The following is a 14,344-nucleotide window of genomic DNA, read 5'->3' as shown; positions in this document are numbered from 1 at the left end:
CGGCGCGCCGAGGGAGTAGGAAACGCCCGTCATCACCCGCCGCCAGGGAGCCGGCTCTATGGGCCTTGCAGGCCACGGCGCTGACCGGATCGAACCGTCCGCGGCCGCACGCCCGCCGGCGGCGCGGCTCTGGGCGGCGGGCGGCTGGGCGGCGTTCGCCGGAGGCGCGTTCGCGCTCGTCGCGGGCGTGGTCCTGTGGGCCTCGGAAGGCGCGCGCGTGTTCGTCGAGGCGGGGTTTTCCGCCATGCTGGCCTGTCTGTAACGGAGCGTCCCCCATGTCCCCCCGCACGGCCTTCATCGCCGGAACCGTGGCGTTTCTCGTCGGCGCGGCGGGCCTTGCGGCCGCCGTCCTCCACATAAGCGCCTCGGGCGGCGGGCAGACGGCGACGCAGGCCTCGTCGGTCGGCGGGCCGTTCCGCCTCGTCGACCAGGATGGCAGGGCGGTCACGGAAGCCGACCTGAAGGGCAAGGCGACGCTGGTCTTCTTCGGCTTCACGCGCTGTCCCGACATCTGCCCCACGGCGCTCTACGAGATCAGCCAGGCGTTCGCCGCGATGGGGCCGGACGCCGCCAAGGCGCAGGCGCTGTTCGTCACCGTCGACCCCGAGCGCGACACGCCGGATGCGCTCAAGCGCTATCTGTCGAGCTTCTCGCCGCAGATCCGGGGCCTCACCGGCACGCTCGAGGCCGTGCAGGCGATGACCAAGGAATATCGCGCCTACGCCAAGAAGGCGCCGACCAAGGACGGCGACTACACGATGGACCACACCGCGATCGTCTATCTGATGGATCGCAACGGGGCCTTCGTCGCGCCGCTCAACGTCAAGCGCAGCCCCGAGGAGATCGCGGCCGAGATTCGCCGCTACGGCTGAAGCGGGGTCGCGCGGCGGCGCGACAGGCCGTGCGGGGTCTTCTCCCAGCTGTGCGTCTGGCCGGCGAGGATCTGGAACAAAGCGCGCCAGGCCGCGAGCCCGACGAGCAGCCAGTAGATCGGCAACGTGACGAGCGAGAGCGCGAGCCGCCCCGGCAGTCGGCGGTCGACTCCCATCCAGCCGCAGGCGAGCGCGCCCGCAAAGCCCAGGATCAGGTTGGCGAAGTGGAACGCGGTCAGCGCCGCGTCCGCGACGCCGGTCGGCGCGGCGAACAGGCCGCCGGTCAATCCGCTCCACAAGAACGCGGCGAGCACGATCGGGAAGGCGAGGGCGGAGAGCGCGACGCCCGACACGGCGAGCTGGGCGGCGGCGAAGCCGAATGGGCCTGCGTGAAGGAGCAGCCGTCCCGGGCTGCGGCCGTGCACCAGCGCCGTGACCATGTAGCCCTTCATCCAGCGCGTTCGCTGCTTCAGCCAGACCCCGAGGCTGATCGGGGCCTCCTCCCAGGTCACGGAAGGGATGGTCTCCGTGCGCAGGCCCGAGGCCGCCAGACGCAGGCCGAGGTCGGCGTCCTCCGTCACGTTGCTCGCGTCCCAGCCGCCGAGCGCGCGCAGGGCCTCGACGCGAAAATGCGGCATCTGGCAGCAAACGCATGAGGCCATCGGCCCCTCATTCTCTTGACCTGCAGCCTGCTCCGACAGCCAGTTGAAAGAGCGCAGACACGATAGTTTAGAAAGAAAGTCTGAAGCGCGTTCTGGAGCAGGCTCGCTTGCAATGCGCCCACACAAGACCCAAGGGAATGAACGGTTATTGACGCTTTGAGGAACAGCCATAAAGCCATTTGAGGGTTCGGGACTTATAATCCTTGAACCTTGGCCTCTACTCGAAATCGGACGCGAAACCTCGTGGACATCGCTTTTCGGAAGTGCCTATCCTTGGCCGGAAGCGAATCAGGAGGTCGACGTGACCGATCTGAAAAGCCAGATAGCCGATCTCAGATCCGAACTGGATCGCTCCCACGAGCAGACGTTCGCGGTTCTGGAACAGGCCGTCTCTATGATCCAGAAATCGTTCCGATCGGAGATCGTCCGTCAGTCCGAAATCTGTCAGCGGCTGAGCCGTCTCGAGATCGTTGCCAAGCTCGCCGACGGTGAGGCCATCCCGGCGATCGAGGTCGAAGAGCACATCGTCGAGGAGAGGCCGCGCCGCTCGGCGTCAGACATCATCCTCCATCGATTGAGAGACAGCCGGTCGCCGGTCCCGACCAGTGAGCTGGACGAGCTGGTCACCGAGCAAGGGCTCACGAGATCTGCCGCGATCAAGGCGAAGTCGAACCTGAGGAAGGATGGCTTCGTGACCGCGGCGAAGTGCCGGTGGTCGATCACGGCCGCCGGCCGCCGAAAGATTAACGGGCACCACCCTCCGGGCGGCCCGTAAAAAGAAAACGGCGTCGGTGGCCGCCGACGCCGTTCCCAGATGCAGACGTAGTTTAACAGGCCAAAACCTGTCGGTTGCCCCCCGACAAGATGCGGGTCCGAATCCCGTCGTCTGCTCCGATTCGAACCGGATTCGAGCGCAGGTTCGCGCCGTTGGCGCCATGCGTCAAGGCTGGCGCGCGCTTGCTTGGCGAGCTCAGATCCTCAGGCGCGTGTAATGGAACTCGACGCCGAGCGGAATCTCCTCCTCGTGGTAGGTGAAGACGAGGCCTTCATCCTCGAAAACCTGCTTTAGCATCAGCATGTTGTTCGAGATTGGCGTTCGCCGGCCCTTCTCGAAGTCACGCACGGTCGACAGCGAAAGGTTGGCCGCGTTCGCCAGCTCTTCCTGGGTCCAATCAAGCAGCGCGCGCGCCGCGCGGCACTGCTCCATGGAGATCACGTCAGGCATGTCAGTCAACTTTTATAGGGAACGTCAACGATTAGCGTTGACGTTCCGAGACTCAACGTTCAAGTGTAACGCCAACGATAATCGTTGGTCAAACGGGCGTGGATCGAGAAGCGGGCGATACGCGGAAGGGGCAGCACTTTCTGGAGTCGGCCGACGCGCGCCAGCTCTCGCTGCTCGACATCGCCCGCCTGTCGGATGAAGACGCGCTCAAGCTCTTCGAGGGCGTGCGCTGGTGCGACACCCAAGGCGAGCCCGTCTGCCCGAAGTGCGGCTGTCTGACGGTCTATCGCCATAAGGGCAAGCGTAAGATCTTCACCTGCAAGGGCTGCGCGGCGCAGTTCAGCGCGACGAGCGGCACGATCTTCCACTCAAGGAAGCTGCACGTTCGCGACATCCTGTTCGCCATCGCGATCTTCGTGAACGGCGTAAAGGGCCACTCAGCGCTCCAGCTCTCACGAGAGCTCAACTGCCAGTACAAGACGGCCTTCGTCCTCGCCCACAAAATCCGAGAGGCGCTCGGTAAGGGCATGGACGAGCGCGAGGCCTCCGGCACCGTCGAGGTCGATGGGGCCTATTTTGGCGGGTACATCAAGCCTGCGAACTATTGGGAGAACCGGCGCGATCGCCGACTGGCGAAGAACCAGAACGGCAAGCGCCGGGTGGTCGTGATCATGCGAGAGCGCGGCGGCCGCACGCTGCCGTTCGTTGTCAAGCACGAGGCCCAGTCGGTCACGACGCTCGAACGGCGCATCCGGCCGGGCAGCACGGTCCACGCCGACGAGGCAAACTCGTGGAACCCGCTCCATTACGCAGGCCTCAACGTGAAGCGGATCAACCACAAATACGCCTACAGCGACGAGGGCGCCTGCACGAACAATGCGGAAAGCTTTTTCTCGCGGATCCGGCGCGCAGAGATCGGCATGCATCACCACATCGCCGGGCCCTACCTGGAGGCCTACGCCAAGGAGATGGCTTGGCGCGAAGACGCCAGACGGATCGACAACGGGACGCAGTTTCTGCTGATGGCGCTGGCGGCGATCGGCCATGAACCGTCAGCGATCTGGAAGGGCTACTGGCAGAAAGCAAAAACATCAAAAATCAGTAGGCAGTAACGCCTCATAGGTCCTGCGGCTCTGTTGAATTTTATATCATACAGGGATATATTAAAGCAGCATTGAGGAGAGAGCATGCCGATCGAAGCTTCGACCATTGAGGGCCTCTTTGCGAAGATCGGCGCAGAACTCAAAAAGCCAACAACGCTTTGCGTGATCGGGAGCACTCCCGGGATCGCCACAGGTCAAAATGAACGGCAAACCCCGGATATTGACGTGTGGTTTGCCGGTTCGAGCTTTGATGCGACAGAGTTGAATGAGGTCTGTCGCAAAATTGGCGTTCTTTATGATCCAAAATCAGAAGAAATCGACCCAGAAAAAATATACATTCAAATAATTCGTCCTGGTGTAGTTCAGCTTCCTAAGGAATTTGAAACGGAAATCATTGGGAGATATGGCAATCTTACTGTGATAATGCCAAGTCCTGAATTGTTGGCTGCAGCGAAGCTTGTCAGGTCGAGCCCAACTGATGTTCAGGACGTTGTTTGGTGGGTTAAGCAGAGGGGTCTTGATCTCAGTGACATCGAGTTGGCGATCAAGCAACTTCCCAAGGCATCACACCGCGAAGCAGCTGCTGAAAATCTGGTGTTCGTCGAACTAACCACTGGTCGAGATTGCAAATGAGCAGATCTCCTCGGGAACTGTATGTTTCTGCGCTAGACGCGCTACTTCGTGGAAACACGGCTTCTGTCGCCCACAGTCGAGATTGGGAGTTGCTCCGCGAAATTTCCCGCCTTGCGACGTCTGACGCTCCCACGGAGCTTGCGGCAACTGATCCGGCCCTATTCCTCACTTGGAGGTCGGCCGTGACTCGTTTCCACCTTGCAGGGTGGAGCGCCATGACGCCCGACCGGATCGACAATGTCGTTCACCGTCTGAACGATAAAGCGAATGCGCCAGTTATCTGAAGCGGAGCTTGTCTTAAAAGCCCTTACATCGAGAAACATAGATATTATCGCGACAATCAATGGCGATGCGCCTGAGAGCATTGCTGAGTTGGCAAGAATATTAGGAAGATCTCAGTCCAATGTATCAAGATCTTTGGTGCCACTTGTAAAACTCGGAATTATCAGCCTCGAAGGCGGCCGCCCGAAGCGACCGCGTTTATGCAGAGGGTCAATCTGTTTGGATCTTTCTGAGATCCAGAGCAGTCGAGTTTCCGGGAAGGTGCCCCGGCCAGACACGTCGTGACCAAAGCAGGTTGCCGTTTCCATCGGCCGCCGATCGCACGCGCCCATCGTCACGCTGCTTTCGAAGCGCCTTCGATGCGCGCCGCGTGACCTCCGACAGGAGCTTCCTGTCTCTGGCATCGTCGCCTCGTAATGCGATCACGCTCTGAGCAAGCTCCCGGGACGTCATCGGCCTATCTGCGTCCGCGATCTCCCGCATCAAGGCGCGGGTCAGCTCGCCGGTCCCGAACATGACCTGGCGCTTCTGACGGGGCATGGCGGCGTCCAGATCGCCCTTGTAGCCAAACGAAGCCAACGTCCGATCCAGGGCGTCAATGTCGTTCCGGATCTCGGCCATCCGATCGCGGATGCGCTCAGCCTCGTTGAAGAGCTCGGCGCGCTTCCTCAGCAGTCCGGAAATGGTGTGGTCGTAGCCGTCAGAGGTCGCTGATTTCATGACCTGAGAGTGCCTCAGGTAAGCGGAACTGAGAACGGATCGCGAGGTGCGTTTGCTACCGGATGCCGCGAAAATGGTTCGACGTGCCGCCGAGCGGGATCGGCAGCCGAAGCGTGGCGAGCGCAGGCAGCACCACATAGAACAGCGCCGCATATTCGATCGCGAAATGGCGGGCGAGCCAGCCGTCGCCGATGTTGTCGATCGCGAGCTTGGCCTGCACGCAGCCGAGTTCCGGCCCTGATCGCCGGAAGGCGTGGACCGCGACGCGCAGCTGGGCGGGATCAGGCCGATCCTCGGCGTCGTAGACGGTGACGAATTCGCCGCGCGCGCACAAAAGGCCGGCGTTGAGCGCCCTCGGCTTGGTGCGGGGTTCGCCGGGCGGCACGACGAGCACTTCGGTCCCGGCCCGCGGCGGCCGGCCCGCGAGCGCCGCCAGCGTTTCGGCGTCGCCTTCCTCGACGAGGATCTTCACGTCGAGTTTCGCCGGCGGATAGTCGCGGCCTTAGGTATCAAACGCACCAACGCGTGAGAGCCGAAGGCCGGGTAGGAGACTATCCGTGCTGAACTATTTGCTCGCTAAGTGGGCGATCGTCGTATTTTCCGGATTGAGAATCTGCACGCCGGAAGCGGAGAGCCATTACTCCTTTAGCGCCCTCTTCGGGACAGGTGGTCATAAGGGGTACGAAGACGTTTCTTCGTTCACCGGACAACGTTTCGTAATGAAACGTATAATCAACAGCAATGTGCCGTCCCGCCATAGATATCAAAGCATCTTCAGGATTTATAGTGATCTGAATGCGGTGCGTGAGATCATCATTAGGTCCAATAAAAGCGTAAAGTTCAGCATTCCAACTGTCGTACTGGTATTCTTCGTCTGTAAAGTGGGCAACGTAAAAAACTTCAAGCCGAAAAACACTAATTGGAGACAGCCCATTATTAATAATGGTTGTCTTACAAAATGCAGTTCCGTTCAAAACTTTTACAGTACCCTTTTTCAAGTGTGGGTAAGAAGCAAACTGTTTGATACTGACGTCTCTAGCCGTTCTCGCCGCTTCAGTAGCGGCCCACGCAGCCCAGACAGTTGCAATAAGAGCCCCAAAAGCAGCAATTACACCGGCTATGGTGGCGATAAATGTTTTAAAACTCAGTCTATAGGACTCTCTAGCGGCATTAGCGGCTACCCACTGCGCGCAAAGATCTGGGCCGTTATCGCTCTCGCTATTCTCGCAGCGATCCTCATTAGTATAGGGGCTTGGAAGATCCCTGAGCGCAAGCAACAAGGCGTCATTGCCGGACTTGTTGTACTGCTCTCTGGTTTCGGCGTTTTGGGCTGCGCGTTGTGGGTACTCGCCGTAAGCTAAAGCAAACAGCACAAACCCGATTGGTATTATAGCTATCGCTAATCCGTACCCAACCGGAGAGAAGACGCGCCAATCGCTTCCAGCCATAGAAAAAGCAACACCGCCGTGAATCCGCCGCAGCGGATCTTATTGGCGATGTTCCGTTTCGTCTCGTGGATTCCGAATGCCGCAAGCTTTTCGGCGCGCAGGCTATTTAACTGGCGTCTTCCAAACTGTGGCAAGTTTTTCGATCAGTTGATTGATCGGATTGACGCTGCATTTTTCAGCGAGGACAACAAGTCCCACAAGTTGCAAAAGCCCGATCACAACGGGCGTTCCCCAATTGTTGGCTGATGTTAAAAAATACGTGTCGAATATAATTGTACACAGAACAACTGACAAGAACTTGTATTCGTTTAGCGTCTTTTGAAGATTTTCCTTATCGGATTGCAGAGATGCTATTACGTCATCGCGGGGGTCATCGTCTTCTCGACTGTCATCCCCAAGGCCGAGTGGCGGGCGCTCCGGGGTCGTTTGGAGCGGCGAAGTTCCAGTATTCTCGGTAAATGTCATGGTTCGGGATCTTTATGCCTCGAACGCCATTCCGGTAATTATCAGCCCAAGCGCCACCTTTCCGATGGGTAAGGTCAACGAGATGGCCGGGCCTCACGCCTTTTAAGCCATCCGCCGCGTCTTTCAGAATATTAAATTCGGTAGTCCCAGGCATTACAGGGACATACCAGCTGAAGGCGCTTGGACGGATTGGCGCGCTGCCAGTGCCTTTGGCTCGACCATAAACCTCCGGCACTACCGGTCCGTAATCCCACGCCTCGAAGGCTTCGTTGATCAACGGCTGCCCGGTCCGGCCCAGATGATACATGTGAGCAAGGTAAAGGATCTTCTGGATTTCGAGATTGGACAGAGTCCAATCCCTAAGCTCACCGAGAGTGCGAGCTGCGGAGAGTGCCGAAACGGTCATGACCAAGCCTGCTGGCGACACTCACAAAGATAATGATCAGATTGGAAAAGTCAATATAATTCAGTTAGATAGCTCAATTCTGGAAACGCCAATTGCTTCAAGGCATTGAATCATGAACACCGCTGTAAACTTCCCTCGCGCGAGCTTGTTGCGAATGTTTGGCTCTGTCTCGCTGACGCCGATCGCTGCCAGCTTTTCAACGAGCTGGGCGTAAGAGACCCCCCGACGCTTAAGCTCCGCTTTCAAGAGCCCCTTGGCGCGAGCTTCCCATTCTGCGTTATCGGTCATGATGCATCCCGTGCGTTACGTATGCCATCATATGAGATGCAATCGACATTGACAACGATACTCATTTGCCATCATATACGATGCATAAGCATCGGAAACGACGGCAATGGCTCAGCACTTTCTCTTATCGGCTCAGGCCCGCACCCTCTCCCTCCGCACGATCTACCAGGCGGGCGAGGCCAAGGCTTACGAGACGTTCAAGGCGATCCGTTGGGCCGCCACGAACGGCGAGCCCGTTTGCCCGCGCTGCGGCTGTGTCGAGAGCTACGGCATCCCGACCCGCCGCAAGTTCAAGTGCGTGGCCTGCCACCATCAGTTCAGCGTCACCAGCGGCACGATCTTCGCCAGCCGCAAGATGGCGTTCGTCGACCTTCTGGCCGCGATCTGCATCTTCACCAACGCCGTGAAGGGCATCAGCTCGCTTCAGATGTCGCGCGACCTTGACTGCCAGCAGAAGACGGCCTTCGTCCTTTGCCACAAGCTGCGTGAGGCGATGGCGGCCGAAGTCGAAGGCGAGACGCTCGACGACGTGGTGGAGATGGATGGCGCTTACTTCGGCGGCCATATCCGTCCGGCGAACCATTTTGAGGATCGCGTCGACCGTCGCCTCGCGAAGCACCAGACCGGCACGCGCCGCGTTGTGGTCGTCCTGCGCGAGCGCGGTGGCCGCACCCTCCCGTTCGTCTGCCGCGCTGAAGGCGAAGGCGTCGAGATCGCCAAGCGCGTCGTTGACCGCCTCGCGGTCATCCACGCTGACGAGGCGGCGCATTGGGACGCGTTGCACGCTGGCTGGAAGACCTTCCGCATCAACCACTCGCAGGCCTACAGCGACGGGATCGGCTGCACCAATCAGGCGGAAAGCTACTTCTCACGCCTGCGTCGCATGGTGACTGGTCAGCATCACGGCGTGTCGCCGCGCTACCTCAGCCAGTACGCCCATGAGGCGGCTTGGAAGGAAGATCATCGCCGCATGGACAATGGCGCGCTGGCGTTTCGCTCACTTGGCCTTGGCCTCGCGCACGGCGTTAGCCGCTCGTGGAAGGGTTACTGGCAGCGGTCAGCGTAACGCACGGAGAACAAATCGGGGAGAAGAGAGAACAGAAGATTGACACATCGTAAAGATGTGGAATCCTGAGTCGTTCTGCGGCGAGTCGCCAAAGAATAAGCCCAGCACGTGATGGGTTCACGCACTGGGCTTTGGTCAGAACCGCCCGGCCAAGGCGGCGATATGATCACGATCGGATCATTTGCTCCGATCTCGATTCATGTCAACCCGAGGCCGGCCTCATATAACGAGGTCTTTATGTCTAGTTGGAATGTCGCACTCACGAGAGAGCAAGGGCAGGTCTTTGCAATCGTGCTCGTGACGGAGTCCGCAATGGCGGACATCCACAATCGCGATCGCGTAATCATGGCGTGGCAGGACGAACTTGGGTGCCGTGTCGCCTTGCTAAGCGAACGACGGTTCCAGAGCTATGGCCCGTCTGACATTGTTCGATGGCTTCGGAATATCCATCCGTCACAGCTTCCGTGGCGCAAGATGACTTTGGCGGCGTAATTCCGGCAAGGATCGATAAAGCGTCCATAAGGACGCCAAAAACAATCGCGCGCTCGCCTTCGTTCATGGGGGCGAGCGCGTTGCTGCCACTGATCTCAAAAAGCTGATTTCCGTCGCTCTCAATTGTCAGACGAACGCCCATACTCGTAATCCCTTTCTTCTGCCGCGCCCGCTTACGCTGCCCCTCTTCTCCTGCATCCGCAAGGCCTGCACGATCCGATAAGTGATCGCCTTGCGTAGCTCCTCATCGGCCGCAAAGCCCTTAGCCTTCATGACCGCGTAAGCAAGCTCGCGCGTGTCCATCGGCCCGCGCTCAGCCAGCGCAGCCTTGCAGATCCCCGTCATCTCGCCCTTGCGGAACAGCCGGTGGACGTCCTGATAAACCCGCACGCCGTCTGGAGCCGCCGCAGCCTCGAATAGCTGGAGCGTGGCGGCGACGTGCTGGAGGTCGCGGCGCGCCTCCTCCAGCCTGCGCGTGTACGTGACGATCGCCGTTTCGATCTCGTCGCGCTTGCGGCGAAGGGTGAGGACGACGTTGGGTTCGGACATGGCCCGAGTTTAGCGGGTCGCTGCCGTTGAGGCTCTAGGGGTTGTGGTGCCGTTGCTACCTAAGGCCGGATAGTCGAGCCGCTCGATCGCGTCGAGGAGCGAGGGAACGACCGCCGCCTCCCGGTGAAGCGCCGCCATGACGGTGTAGACGGGAAGGGACGCGTCGTCGCTCCACAGTCGGCGGGGCGCCTCGGCCGGCGGCGTAAGCGCGAGCATCAGGCGAAAGCCGTTGGAGGTCGCGAAGACGAGGCCGCCGAGCAGCAGAAGCGTCGCCCAGACGCCGGGCGCGAAGATCGCCGCGGCGACGACGAGCGCGGCGATCAGCAAGACGCCGGCCTGCGCGCCGCGGCCGACCCGCGGCATGCCGCCCACGACGCTGAGCTCCGGCACCGTCGCGGCCGGGCCTTCGGCCGCCCGTGCGGACAGCCCGCCGCCGGCGCGCGCCGATGCAAGATCGAGAAAGGCGCGCGGGCCCGCGATCGCGAACGAACGCGTGCGCGGCCGTCCGCGGCGCGAGGCGGCGAGCCGGCGGATCGCGGGGCCGCGAGCCGCGATCACGAAGCGCGGTCGTCCGTCGGCGGTGAGGGACGCCAGATAGCCGCTCGCACAGGCGAGCTCGAAAGTGTCGGCGTCGATCGGGCCGGCGGCGGCGTCTTCCGGGCCCGCGACGTCGAGCCCGAGCGCGCGGGCGAAAGTTTCGATCAAGAAGGTCTCGTCGAACGCGCCGGACGCCAGCAGGACGTCGAACGGTTCGGCGCCGATCCGACGCGCCTCGACGAGCGCCGCATGGACCGGTCCCGGCGGCAGGCCGGCGCGCTCCAGCGCCGCGAGATCGGACGGGAGGCCGGGGCCCGCGGGCCTGAGAGCAGGGAGGCCGTCGGTTTCGCGCGCGTACGCCGCCGGCTCGGCGCGCAGGGCGCGGCCGTCGGACGGTCTCGCGCCGCCGAGCGCGATCGGATGCGCGAAAGCGCGCGCGGACTCGTGTATCAAGGCTGTGCGTCCCCCGACGCGCCGCCGGAGGGCGGCAGGCTCGACCCAAGCGGGTACGAGAGTACGATCGGCGCGGGCGAGGAGTCGAGTCGAATGCAACCAAAGAGCGGACGCCTCGCGCGAATGTTTTCGGCGCTTTCGGGCGCCGTCCTGGTCGCCGCCGCGCTCGCCGCCCCGGCGTCCGCCCAGTCGGACCAGGGCGGCGTCGCGATCCCGCGTTATTCGGATCCGAAATCCCGCATCGAGAAGCCCGACCTGCCGCGCAACCGCGTGTTCAAATGGGCGACGGGCGACGACTATCCGCCGTTCCACTACATCGACGCCGAGGGGCAGCCGACGGGCTTCGCGGTCGATCTCGCGCGCGCGATCTGCGAGGAGCTGAAGATCGCCTGCACGCTCCAGGCCTGGCGCTGGGACGCGCTGATGGACACGATCGAGAAGCGGCAGGCCGACGTCATCCTCGCCATGGCGCGCCCGACCCCGCAGCTTCGCCAGCGCTTCCTGATGACGGACCGGGTGCACCAGACGCCGGCGCGCTTCGTCGCGCGCAGCGACAAGGCGGTTCCGGACGCCACACCCGAGGCGCTGAAGGGCCGAACCGTCGCGGTCGTGAAGGGCTCGGCCCACGAGGCGTTCCTAAAGGCCTATTTCCCGGACGCGACGCCCAAGCCCTATGACCGCGCCGACGCCGCCCGCGCCGCGGTGAAGGCCGGCGAGGCAGATCTCGCCTTCGGCGACGCCGTCTCGCTCGCCTTCTGGCTGAACGGCACGGGCTCGGAAGACTGCTGCCGCTTCGTCGGCGGCCCCTATGTCGACGCGCGCTATTTCGGCGAGGGCGTCGGCGCGCTCGTCTCGCCCGCCGACGAGACGCTGCGGCAGGCCATCGATTACGCGCTGCGGCGGCTCGACGAGAACGGGACCTACGCCGAGATCTACCTCAAGCATTTCCCCGTCGGGATCTGGTGAGGCGGTTTCGCTCCCCGAGGAACTGCGGGCTTCGAGACGGCGGCTGAAGCCGCCTCCTCAGCATGAGGATCGTTCCTAAAACGCCCTCGACCTTCCTCATGCGGAGGAGCGGCCTTCAGGCCGCGTCTCGAAACCCGCAGTTCGGCTGGAACGGGGTTCGAACCAGAACCCGGTTTCCACTCTTCCGCCGCATGCAGTAGTAGGATCGCTCCTCACGACGCATTCGGACCGGTTCCAAAAATGGCCTCTGACCTTCCGCCCCTCGACGTCGCTCTCGCCGCGAACGCCTGGCCGTTCGAGGAGGCGAAAAAGATCGTCGCGCGGCTGAAGAAGCGGCCGAAGGACGGGCCGGTCCTGTTCGAGACCGGCTACGGGCCGTCGGGCCTGCCGCATATCGGCACCTTCGGCGAGGTGGCGCGCACCACCATGGTGCGGCACGCCTTCCGGGTGCTGACCGAAGACAAGATCCCGACGCGGCTGCTCTGCTTCTCGGACGACATGGACGGCATGCGGAAGGTCCCGGACAACGTGCCGGATCCTGCGGCGCTCGCGCCGTATCTTCAAATGCCGCTGACCTCGGTGCCGAACCCCTTCGGCGGGAACTACGAGAGCTTCGGCCACCACAACAACGCGATGCTGCGGCGCTTCCTCGACACCTTTGGGTTCGACTACGAGTTCGCAAGCGCGACCGATTACTACCGCTCCGGCAAGCTCGACGCCGTGCTGCTGCGCGCGGTCGAGAAGTACGACGCCATCATGAAGGTGATGCTGCCCACGCTCGGCGAAGAGCGGCAGGCGACCTATTCGCCCTTCCTGCCGATCTCGCCGGTGTCGGGGCGCGTGCTCTACGTGCCGATGAAGGCGGTCGACGCCAAGAACGGGACCATCACGTTCACGGATGAGGACGGGCAGGACAAGACGGTTCCCGTCACCGGCGGCAAGGTGAAGCTGCAGTGGAAGCCGGACTTCGGCGCGCGCTGGGCGGCGCTCGGCGTCAATTTCGAGATGTTCGGCAAGGACCATCAGACCAACGCGCCGCTCTACGACAGGATCTGCGAGATCCTGGGCGGCGTCGCGCCGGAGCACTTCGTCTACGAGCTGTTCCTGGACGAGCAGGGCCAGAAGATCTCGAAGTCGAAGGGCAACGGCCTGACGATCGACGAGTGGCTGACCTACGCCAGCCCCGAAAGCCTCGCGCTCTACATGTACCAGCGGCCGCGAGAGGCCAAGAAGCTGCATTTCGACGTCATCCCGCGCGCAGTCGACGAGTATTTCCAGTTCCTCGGCGGCTACGAGCGGCAGGAGTGGAAGCCGCGGCTCGGCAATCCTGTGTGGCACATCCATTCCGGGAACCCGCCGGCCGAAGGCCTGCCGGTGAGCTTCGGGCTGCTGCTCAACCTCGTCTCGGCCTCGAACGCCGAAAACCGCGACGTGTTGTGGGGCTTCATCGGCCGCTACGCGCAGGGCGTGACGCCCCAGACGCACCCCAAGCTCGACGAGCTCGTCGGCTACGCGATCCGCTACTACGAGGACCACGTGAAGCCGACCAAGCGCTTCTCGGCGCCCGACGAGGTGGAGCGCGAGGCGCTCTCGAGCCTCGAGAAGGCGCTGGGCGAACTGCCGGCGGGCGCGAGCCCCGAAGACGTCCAGACCGCGCTCTACGACGTCGCCCGGGCCGTGCCGCGCTACCAGGACTTCAACGCCAAGGGCGCGACGCCCGAGCGGCCGGGGGTGAGCCAGGAGTGGTTCGCGGCGCTCTACCGCACGCTGATCGGCCAGGAGAAGGGCCCGCGCTTCGGCTCCTTCGCGGCGCTCTACGGCGTCGAGGAGACCCGCGCGCTCATCCGCCGGGCGCTCGACGGGGAGCTGGCGAAGGCGGCGTGACCGAGGCGGTTCGCCTCAGAGGCGACGAAGGGCGGCGTCTACGTAAGATTACCTACACAAGTAGAGTTTACCGGCAGGAATATTGACCGTCGTTTCTTGATCGAGAAACAACAGCGCTCGGCATGGCTGCGTTCTGTTGAATTCTCGGGGAGATGGCGTGAAGTTTGTTTGGGTCGTCGTCTTCCTGTTCGCCTCAACCTGTGCGGCGCTGGCCGACGTCGGACCCCCGATGGCCGAGACGTTGCGCCGGAGCGCCGACGGCGGGCGGATCTCCGTCAGGGACGCGCGCGCCA

At 62.3% G+C, this 14,344-nt stretch carries 20 protein-coding genes, 1 tRNA gene and 1 pseudogene; 10 read left to right on the top strand and 12 right to left on the bottom strand.

Annotation, left to right across the window (positions count from 1 at the left end):
* The first annotated feature begins 58 nt into the window (after positions 1-58).
* Together ACFOWB_RS21835 and ACFOWB_RS21830 are read left to right on the top strand one after the other, a co-directional pair.
* Positions 59-262, top strand: coding sequence for a hypothetical protein (locus ACFOWB_RS21835; protein ID WP_261402173.1), 204 nt, complete (start codon positions 59-61; stop codon positions 260-262).
* 13 nt (positions 263-275) lie between these two features.
* Positions 276-872: an SCO family protein gene (locus ACFOWB_RS21830; RefSeq protein WP_378149320.1), complete on the top strand. Its 597-nt coding sequence runs from the start codon at positions 276-278 to the stop codon at positions 870-872.
* Here the strand turns inward: ACFOWB_RS21830 and ACFOWB_RS21825 are convergent.
* Positions 863-1,705, bottom strand: a complete 843-nt coding sequence (locus ACFOWB_RS21825) for a glycosyltransferase family 2 protein (RefSeq protein ID WP_261402174.1) — start codon at positions 1,703-1,705, stop codon at positions 863-865. The genes ACFOWB_RS21830 and ACFOWB_RS21825 overlap by 10 nt on opposite strands.
* 130 nt (positions 1,706-1,835) lie before the next feature.
* Between ACFOWB_RS21825 and ACFOWB_RS21820 the strand changes: the two genes are divergently transcribed.
* Together ACFOWB_RS21820 and ACFOWB_RS21815 are read left to right on the top strand one after the other, a co-directional pair.
* The gene (locus ACFOWB_RS21820) at positions 1,836-2,309 is read left to right on the top strand and encodes a hypothetical protein (RefSeq protein ID WP_261402175.1); all 474 of its coding nucleotides are present in this window, start codon (positions 1,836-1,838) and stop codon (positions 2,307-2,309) included.
* 41 nt (positions 2,310-2,350) lie between these two features.
* A tRNA-Gly gene (locus ACFOWB_RS21815) sits at positions 2,351-2,425 on the top strand.
* Between the two features lie 79 nt (positions 2,426-2,504).
* On the opposite strand, the gene ACFOWB_RS21810 is transcribed toward ACFOWB_RS21815, so the two are convergent.
* The gene (locus ACFOWB_RS21810) at positions 2,505-2,759 is read right to left on the bottom strand and encodes a helix-turn-helix domain-containing protein (protein WP_378149317.1); all 255 of its coding nucleotides are present in this window, start codon (positions 2,757-2,759) and stop codon (positions 2,505-2,507) included.
* 98 nt (positions 2,760-2,857) lie between these two features.
* On the opposite strand from ACFOWB_RS21810, the gene ACFOWB_RS21805 reads away from it, so the two are divergent.
* The 3 genes from ACFOWB_RS21805 (at position 2,858) to ACFOWB_RS21795 (ending at position 5,062) form a co-directional block, all read left to right on the top strand.
* Positions 2,858-3,871: an IS1595 family transposase gene (locus ACFOWB_RS21805; protein ID WP_378149314.1), complete on the top strand. Its 1,014-nt coding sequence runs from the start codon at positions 2,858-2,860 to the stop codon at positions 3,869-3,871.
* Positions 3,872-3,946: 75 nt separating this feature from the next.
* On the top strand, positions 3,947-4,495 hold the full coding sequence (locus tag ACFOWB_RS21800; protein WP_261402176.1) for a DUF6036 family nucleotidyltransferase: 549 nt from the start codon (positions 3,947-3,949) through the stop codon (positions 4,493-4,495).
* A gap of 267 nt (positions 4,496-4,762) precedes the next feature.
* Positions 4,763-5,062, top strand: a complete 300-nt coding sequence (locus tag ACFOWB_RS21795) for an HVO_A0114 family putative DNA-binding protein (protein ID WP_378149312.1) — start codon at positions 4,763-4,765, stop codon at positions 5,060-5,062.
* On the opposite strand, the gene ACFOWB_RS21790 is transcribed toward ACFOWB_RS21795, so the two are convergent.
* The 7 genes and pseudogenes from ACFOWB_RS21790 to ACFOWB_RS21760 all read right to left on the bottom strand — a co-directional run bounded on the left by ACFOWB_RS21790 (position 4,988) and on the right by ACFOWB_RS21760 (position 8,104).
* Positions 4,988-5,497 (bottom strand): hypothetical protein, encoded by a 510-nt coding sequence (locus tag ACFOWB_RS21790; protein WP_261402177.1) that lies wholly within the window; start codon positions 5,495-5,497, stop codon positions 4,988-4,990. The two genes, ACFOWB_RS21795 and ACFOWB_RS21790, sit on opposite strands and share 75 nt — an antisense overlap.
* Positions 5,498-5,552: 55 nt before the next feature.
* Positions 5,553-5,978, bottom strand: a pseudogene (locus tag ACFOWB_RS21785) (glycosyltransferase); the annotation flags it as partial.
* 70 nt (positions 5,979-6,048) lie between these two features.
* Positions 6,049-6,945, bottom strand: coding sequence for a hypothetical protein (locus ACFOWB_RS21780; RefSeq protein ID WP_378149365.1), 897 nt, complete (start codon positions 6,943-6,945; stop codon positions 6,049-6,051).
* Positions 6,897-7,079: a DUF6471 domain-containing protein gene (locus ACFOWB_RS21775; protein ID WP_378149310.1), complete on the bottom strand. Its 183-nt coding sequence runs from the start codon at positions 7,077-7,079 to the stop codon at positions 6,897-6,899. The genes ACFOWB_RS21780 and ACFOWB_RS21775 overlap by 49 nt, the downstream gene beginning before the upstream one ends.
* Positions 7,048-7,410: a hypothetical protein gene (locus tag ACFOWB_RS21770; protein ID WP_261402180.1), complete on the bottom strand. Its 363-nt coding sequence runs from the start codon at positions 7,408-7,410 to the stop codon at positions 7,048-7,050. Before ACFOWB_RS21770 ends, ACFOWB_RS21775 begins: the two co-directional genes overlap by 32 nt.
* Positions 7,334-7,816, bottom strand: a complete 483-nt coding sequence (locus ACFOWB_RS21765) for a Panacea domain-containing protein (RefSeq protein WP_378149308.1) — start codon at positions 7,814-7,816, stop codon at positions 7,334-7,336. The genes ACFOWB_RS21770 and ACFOWB_RS21765 overlap by 77 nt, the downstream gene beginning before the upstream one ends.
* 60 nt (positions 7,817-7,876) lie before the next feature.
* A complete protein-coding gene (locus tag ACFOWB_RS21760; RefSeq protein WP_261402182.1) occupies positions 7,877-8,104 on the bottom strand; it encodes a DUF6471 domain-containing protein in 228 nt (75 codons plus the stop codon).
* Between the two features lie 106 nt (positions 8,105-8,210).
* Here ACFOWB_RS21760 and ACFOWB_RS21755 point away from each other — a divergent pair, with 106 nt between their 5' ends.
* A complete protein-coding gene (locus tag ACFOWB_RS21755; RefSeq protein ID WP_261402183.1) occupies positions 8,211-9,170 on the top strand; it encodes an IS1595 family transposase in 960 nt (319 codons plus the stop codon).
* 343 nt (positions 9,171-9,513) lie between these two features.
* Here ACFOWB_RS21755 and ACFOWB_RS21750 read toward each other — a convergent pair whose 3' ends face one another.
* The 3 genes from ACFOWB_RS21750 to ACFOWB_RS21740 are packed head-to-tail and all read right to left on the bottom strand — an operon-like array spanning position 9,514 to position 11,201.
* On the bottom strand, positions 9,514-9,804 hold the full coding sequence (locus ACFOWB_RS21750) for a hypothetical protein (protein ID WP_261402184.1): 291 nt from the start codon (positions 9,802-9,804) through the stop codon (positions 9,514-9,516).
* The gene (locus ACFOWB_RS21745) at positions 9,789-10,211 is read right to left on the bottom strand and encodes a hypothetical protein (RefSeq protein WP_261402185.1); all 423 of its coding nucleotides are present in this window, start codon (positions 10,209-10,211) and stop codon (positions 9,789-9,791) included. Before ACFOWB_RS21745 ends, ACFOWB_RS21750 begins: the two co-directional genes overlap by 16 nt.
* Positions 10,212-10,220: 9 nt before the next feature.
* A complete protein-coding gene (locus ACFOWB_RS21740) occupies positions 10,221-11,201 on the bottom strand; it encodes a hypothetical protein (RefSeq protein ID WP_378149303.1) in 981 nt (326 codons plus the stop codon).
* Positions 11,202-11,294: 93 nt separating this feature from the next.
* Between ACFOWB_RS21740 and ACFOWB_RS21735 the strand changes: the two genes are divergently transcribed.
* Together ACFOWB_RS21735 and ACFOWB_RS21730 are read left to right on the top strand one after the other, a co-directional pair.
* A complete protein-coding gene (locus ACFOWB_RS21735; RefSeq protein ID WP_378149301.1) occupies positions 11,295-12,167 on the top strand; it encodes a transporter substrate-binding domain-containing protein in 873 nt (290 codons plus the stop codon).
* A 240-nt stretch (positions 12,168-12,407) separates the two neighbouring features.
* Positions 12,408-14,051 (top strand): lysine--tRNA ligase, encoded by a 1,644-nt coding sequence (locus ACFOWB_RS21730; protein WP_378149299.1) that lies wholly within the window; start codon positions 12,408-12,410, stop codon positions 14,049-14,051.
* The last annotated feature ends 293 nt before the right edge of the window (positions 14,052-14,344 follow it).

Source organism: Chenggangzhangella methanolivorans (genome assembly GCF_042648545.1).
In the GTDB taxonomy this organism is placed as follows: Bacteria; Pseudomonadota; Alphaproteobacteria; order Rhizobiales; family Methylopilaceae; genus Methylopila; species Methylopila methanolivorans.
Note: the sequence above shows the minus strand (reverse complement) of the source record. Positions and strands in the feature narration are given on the sequence as shown.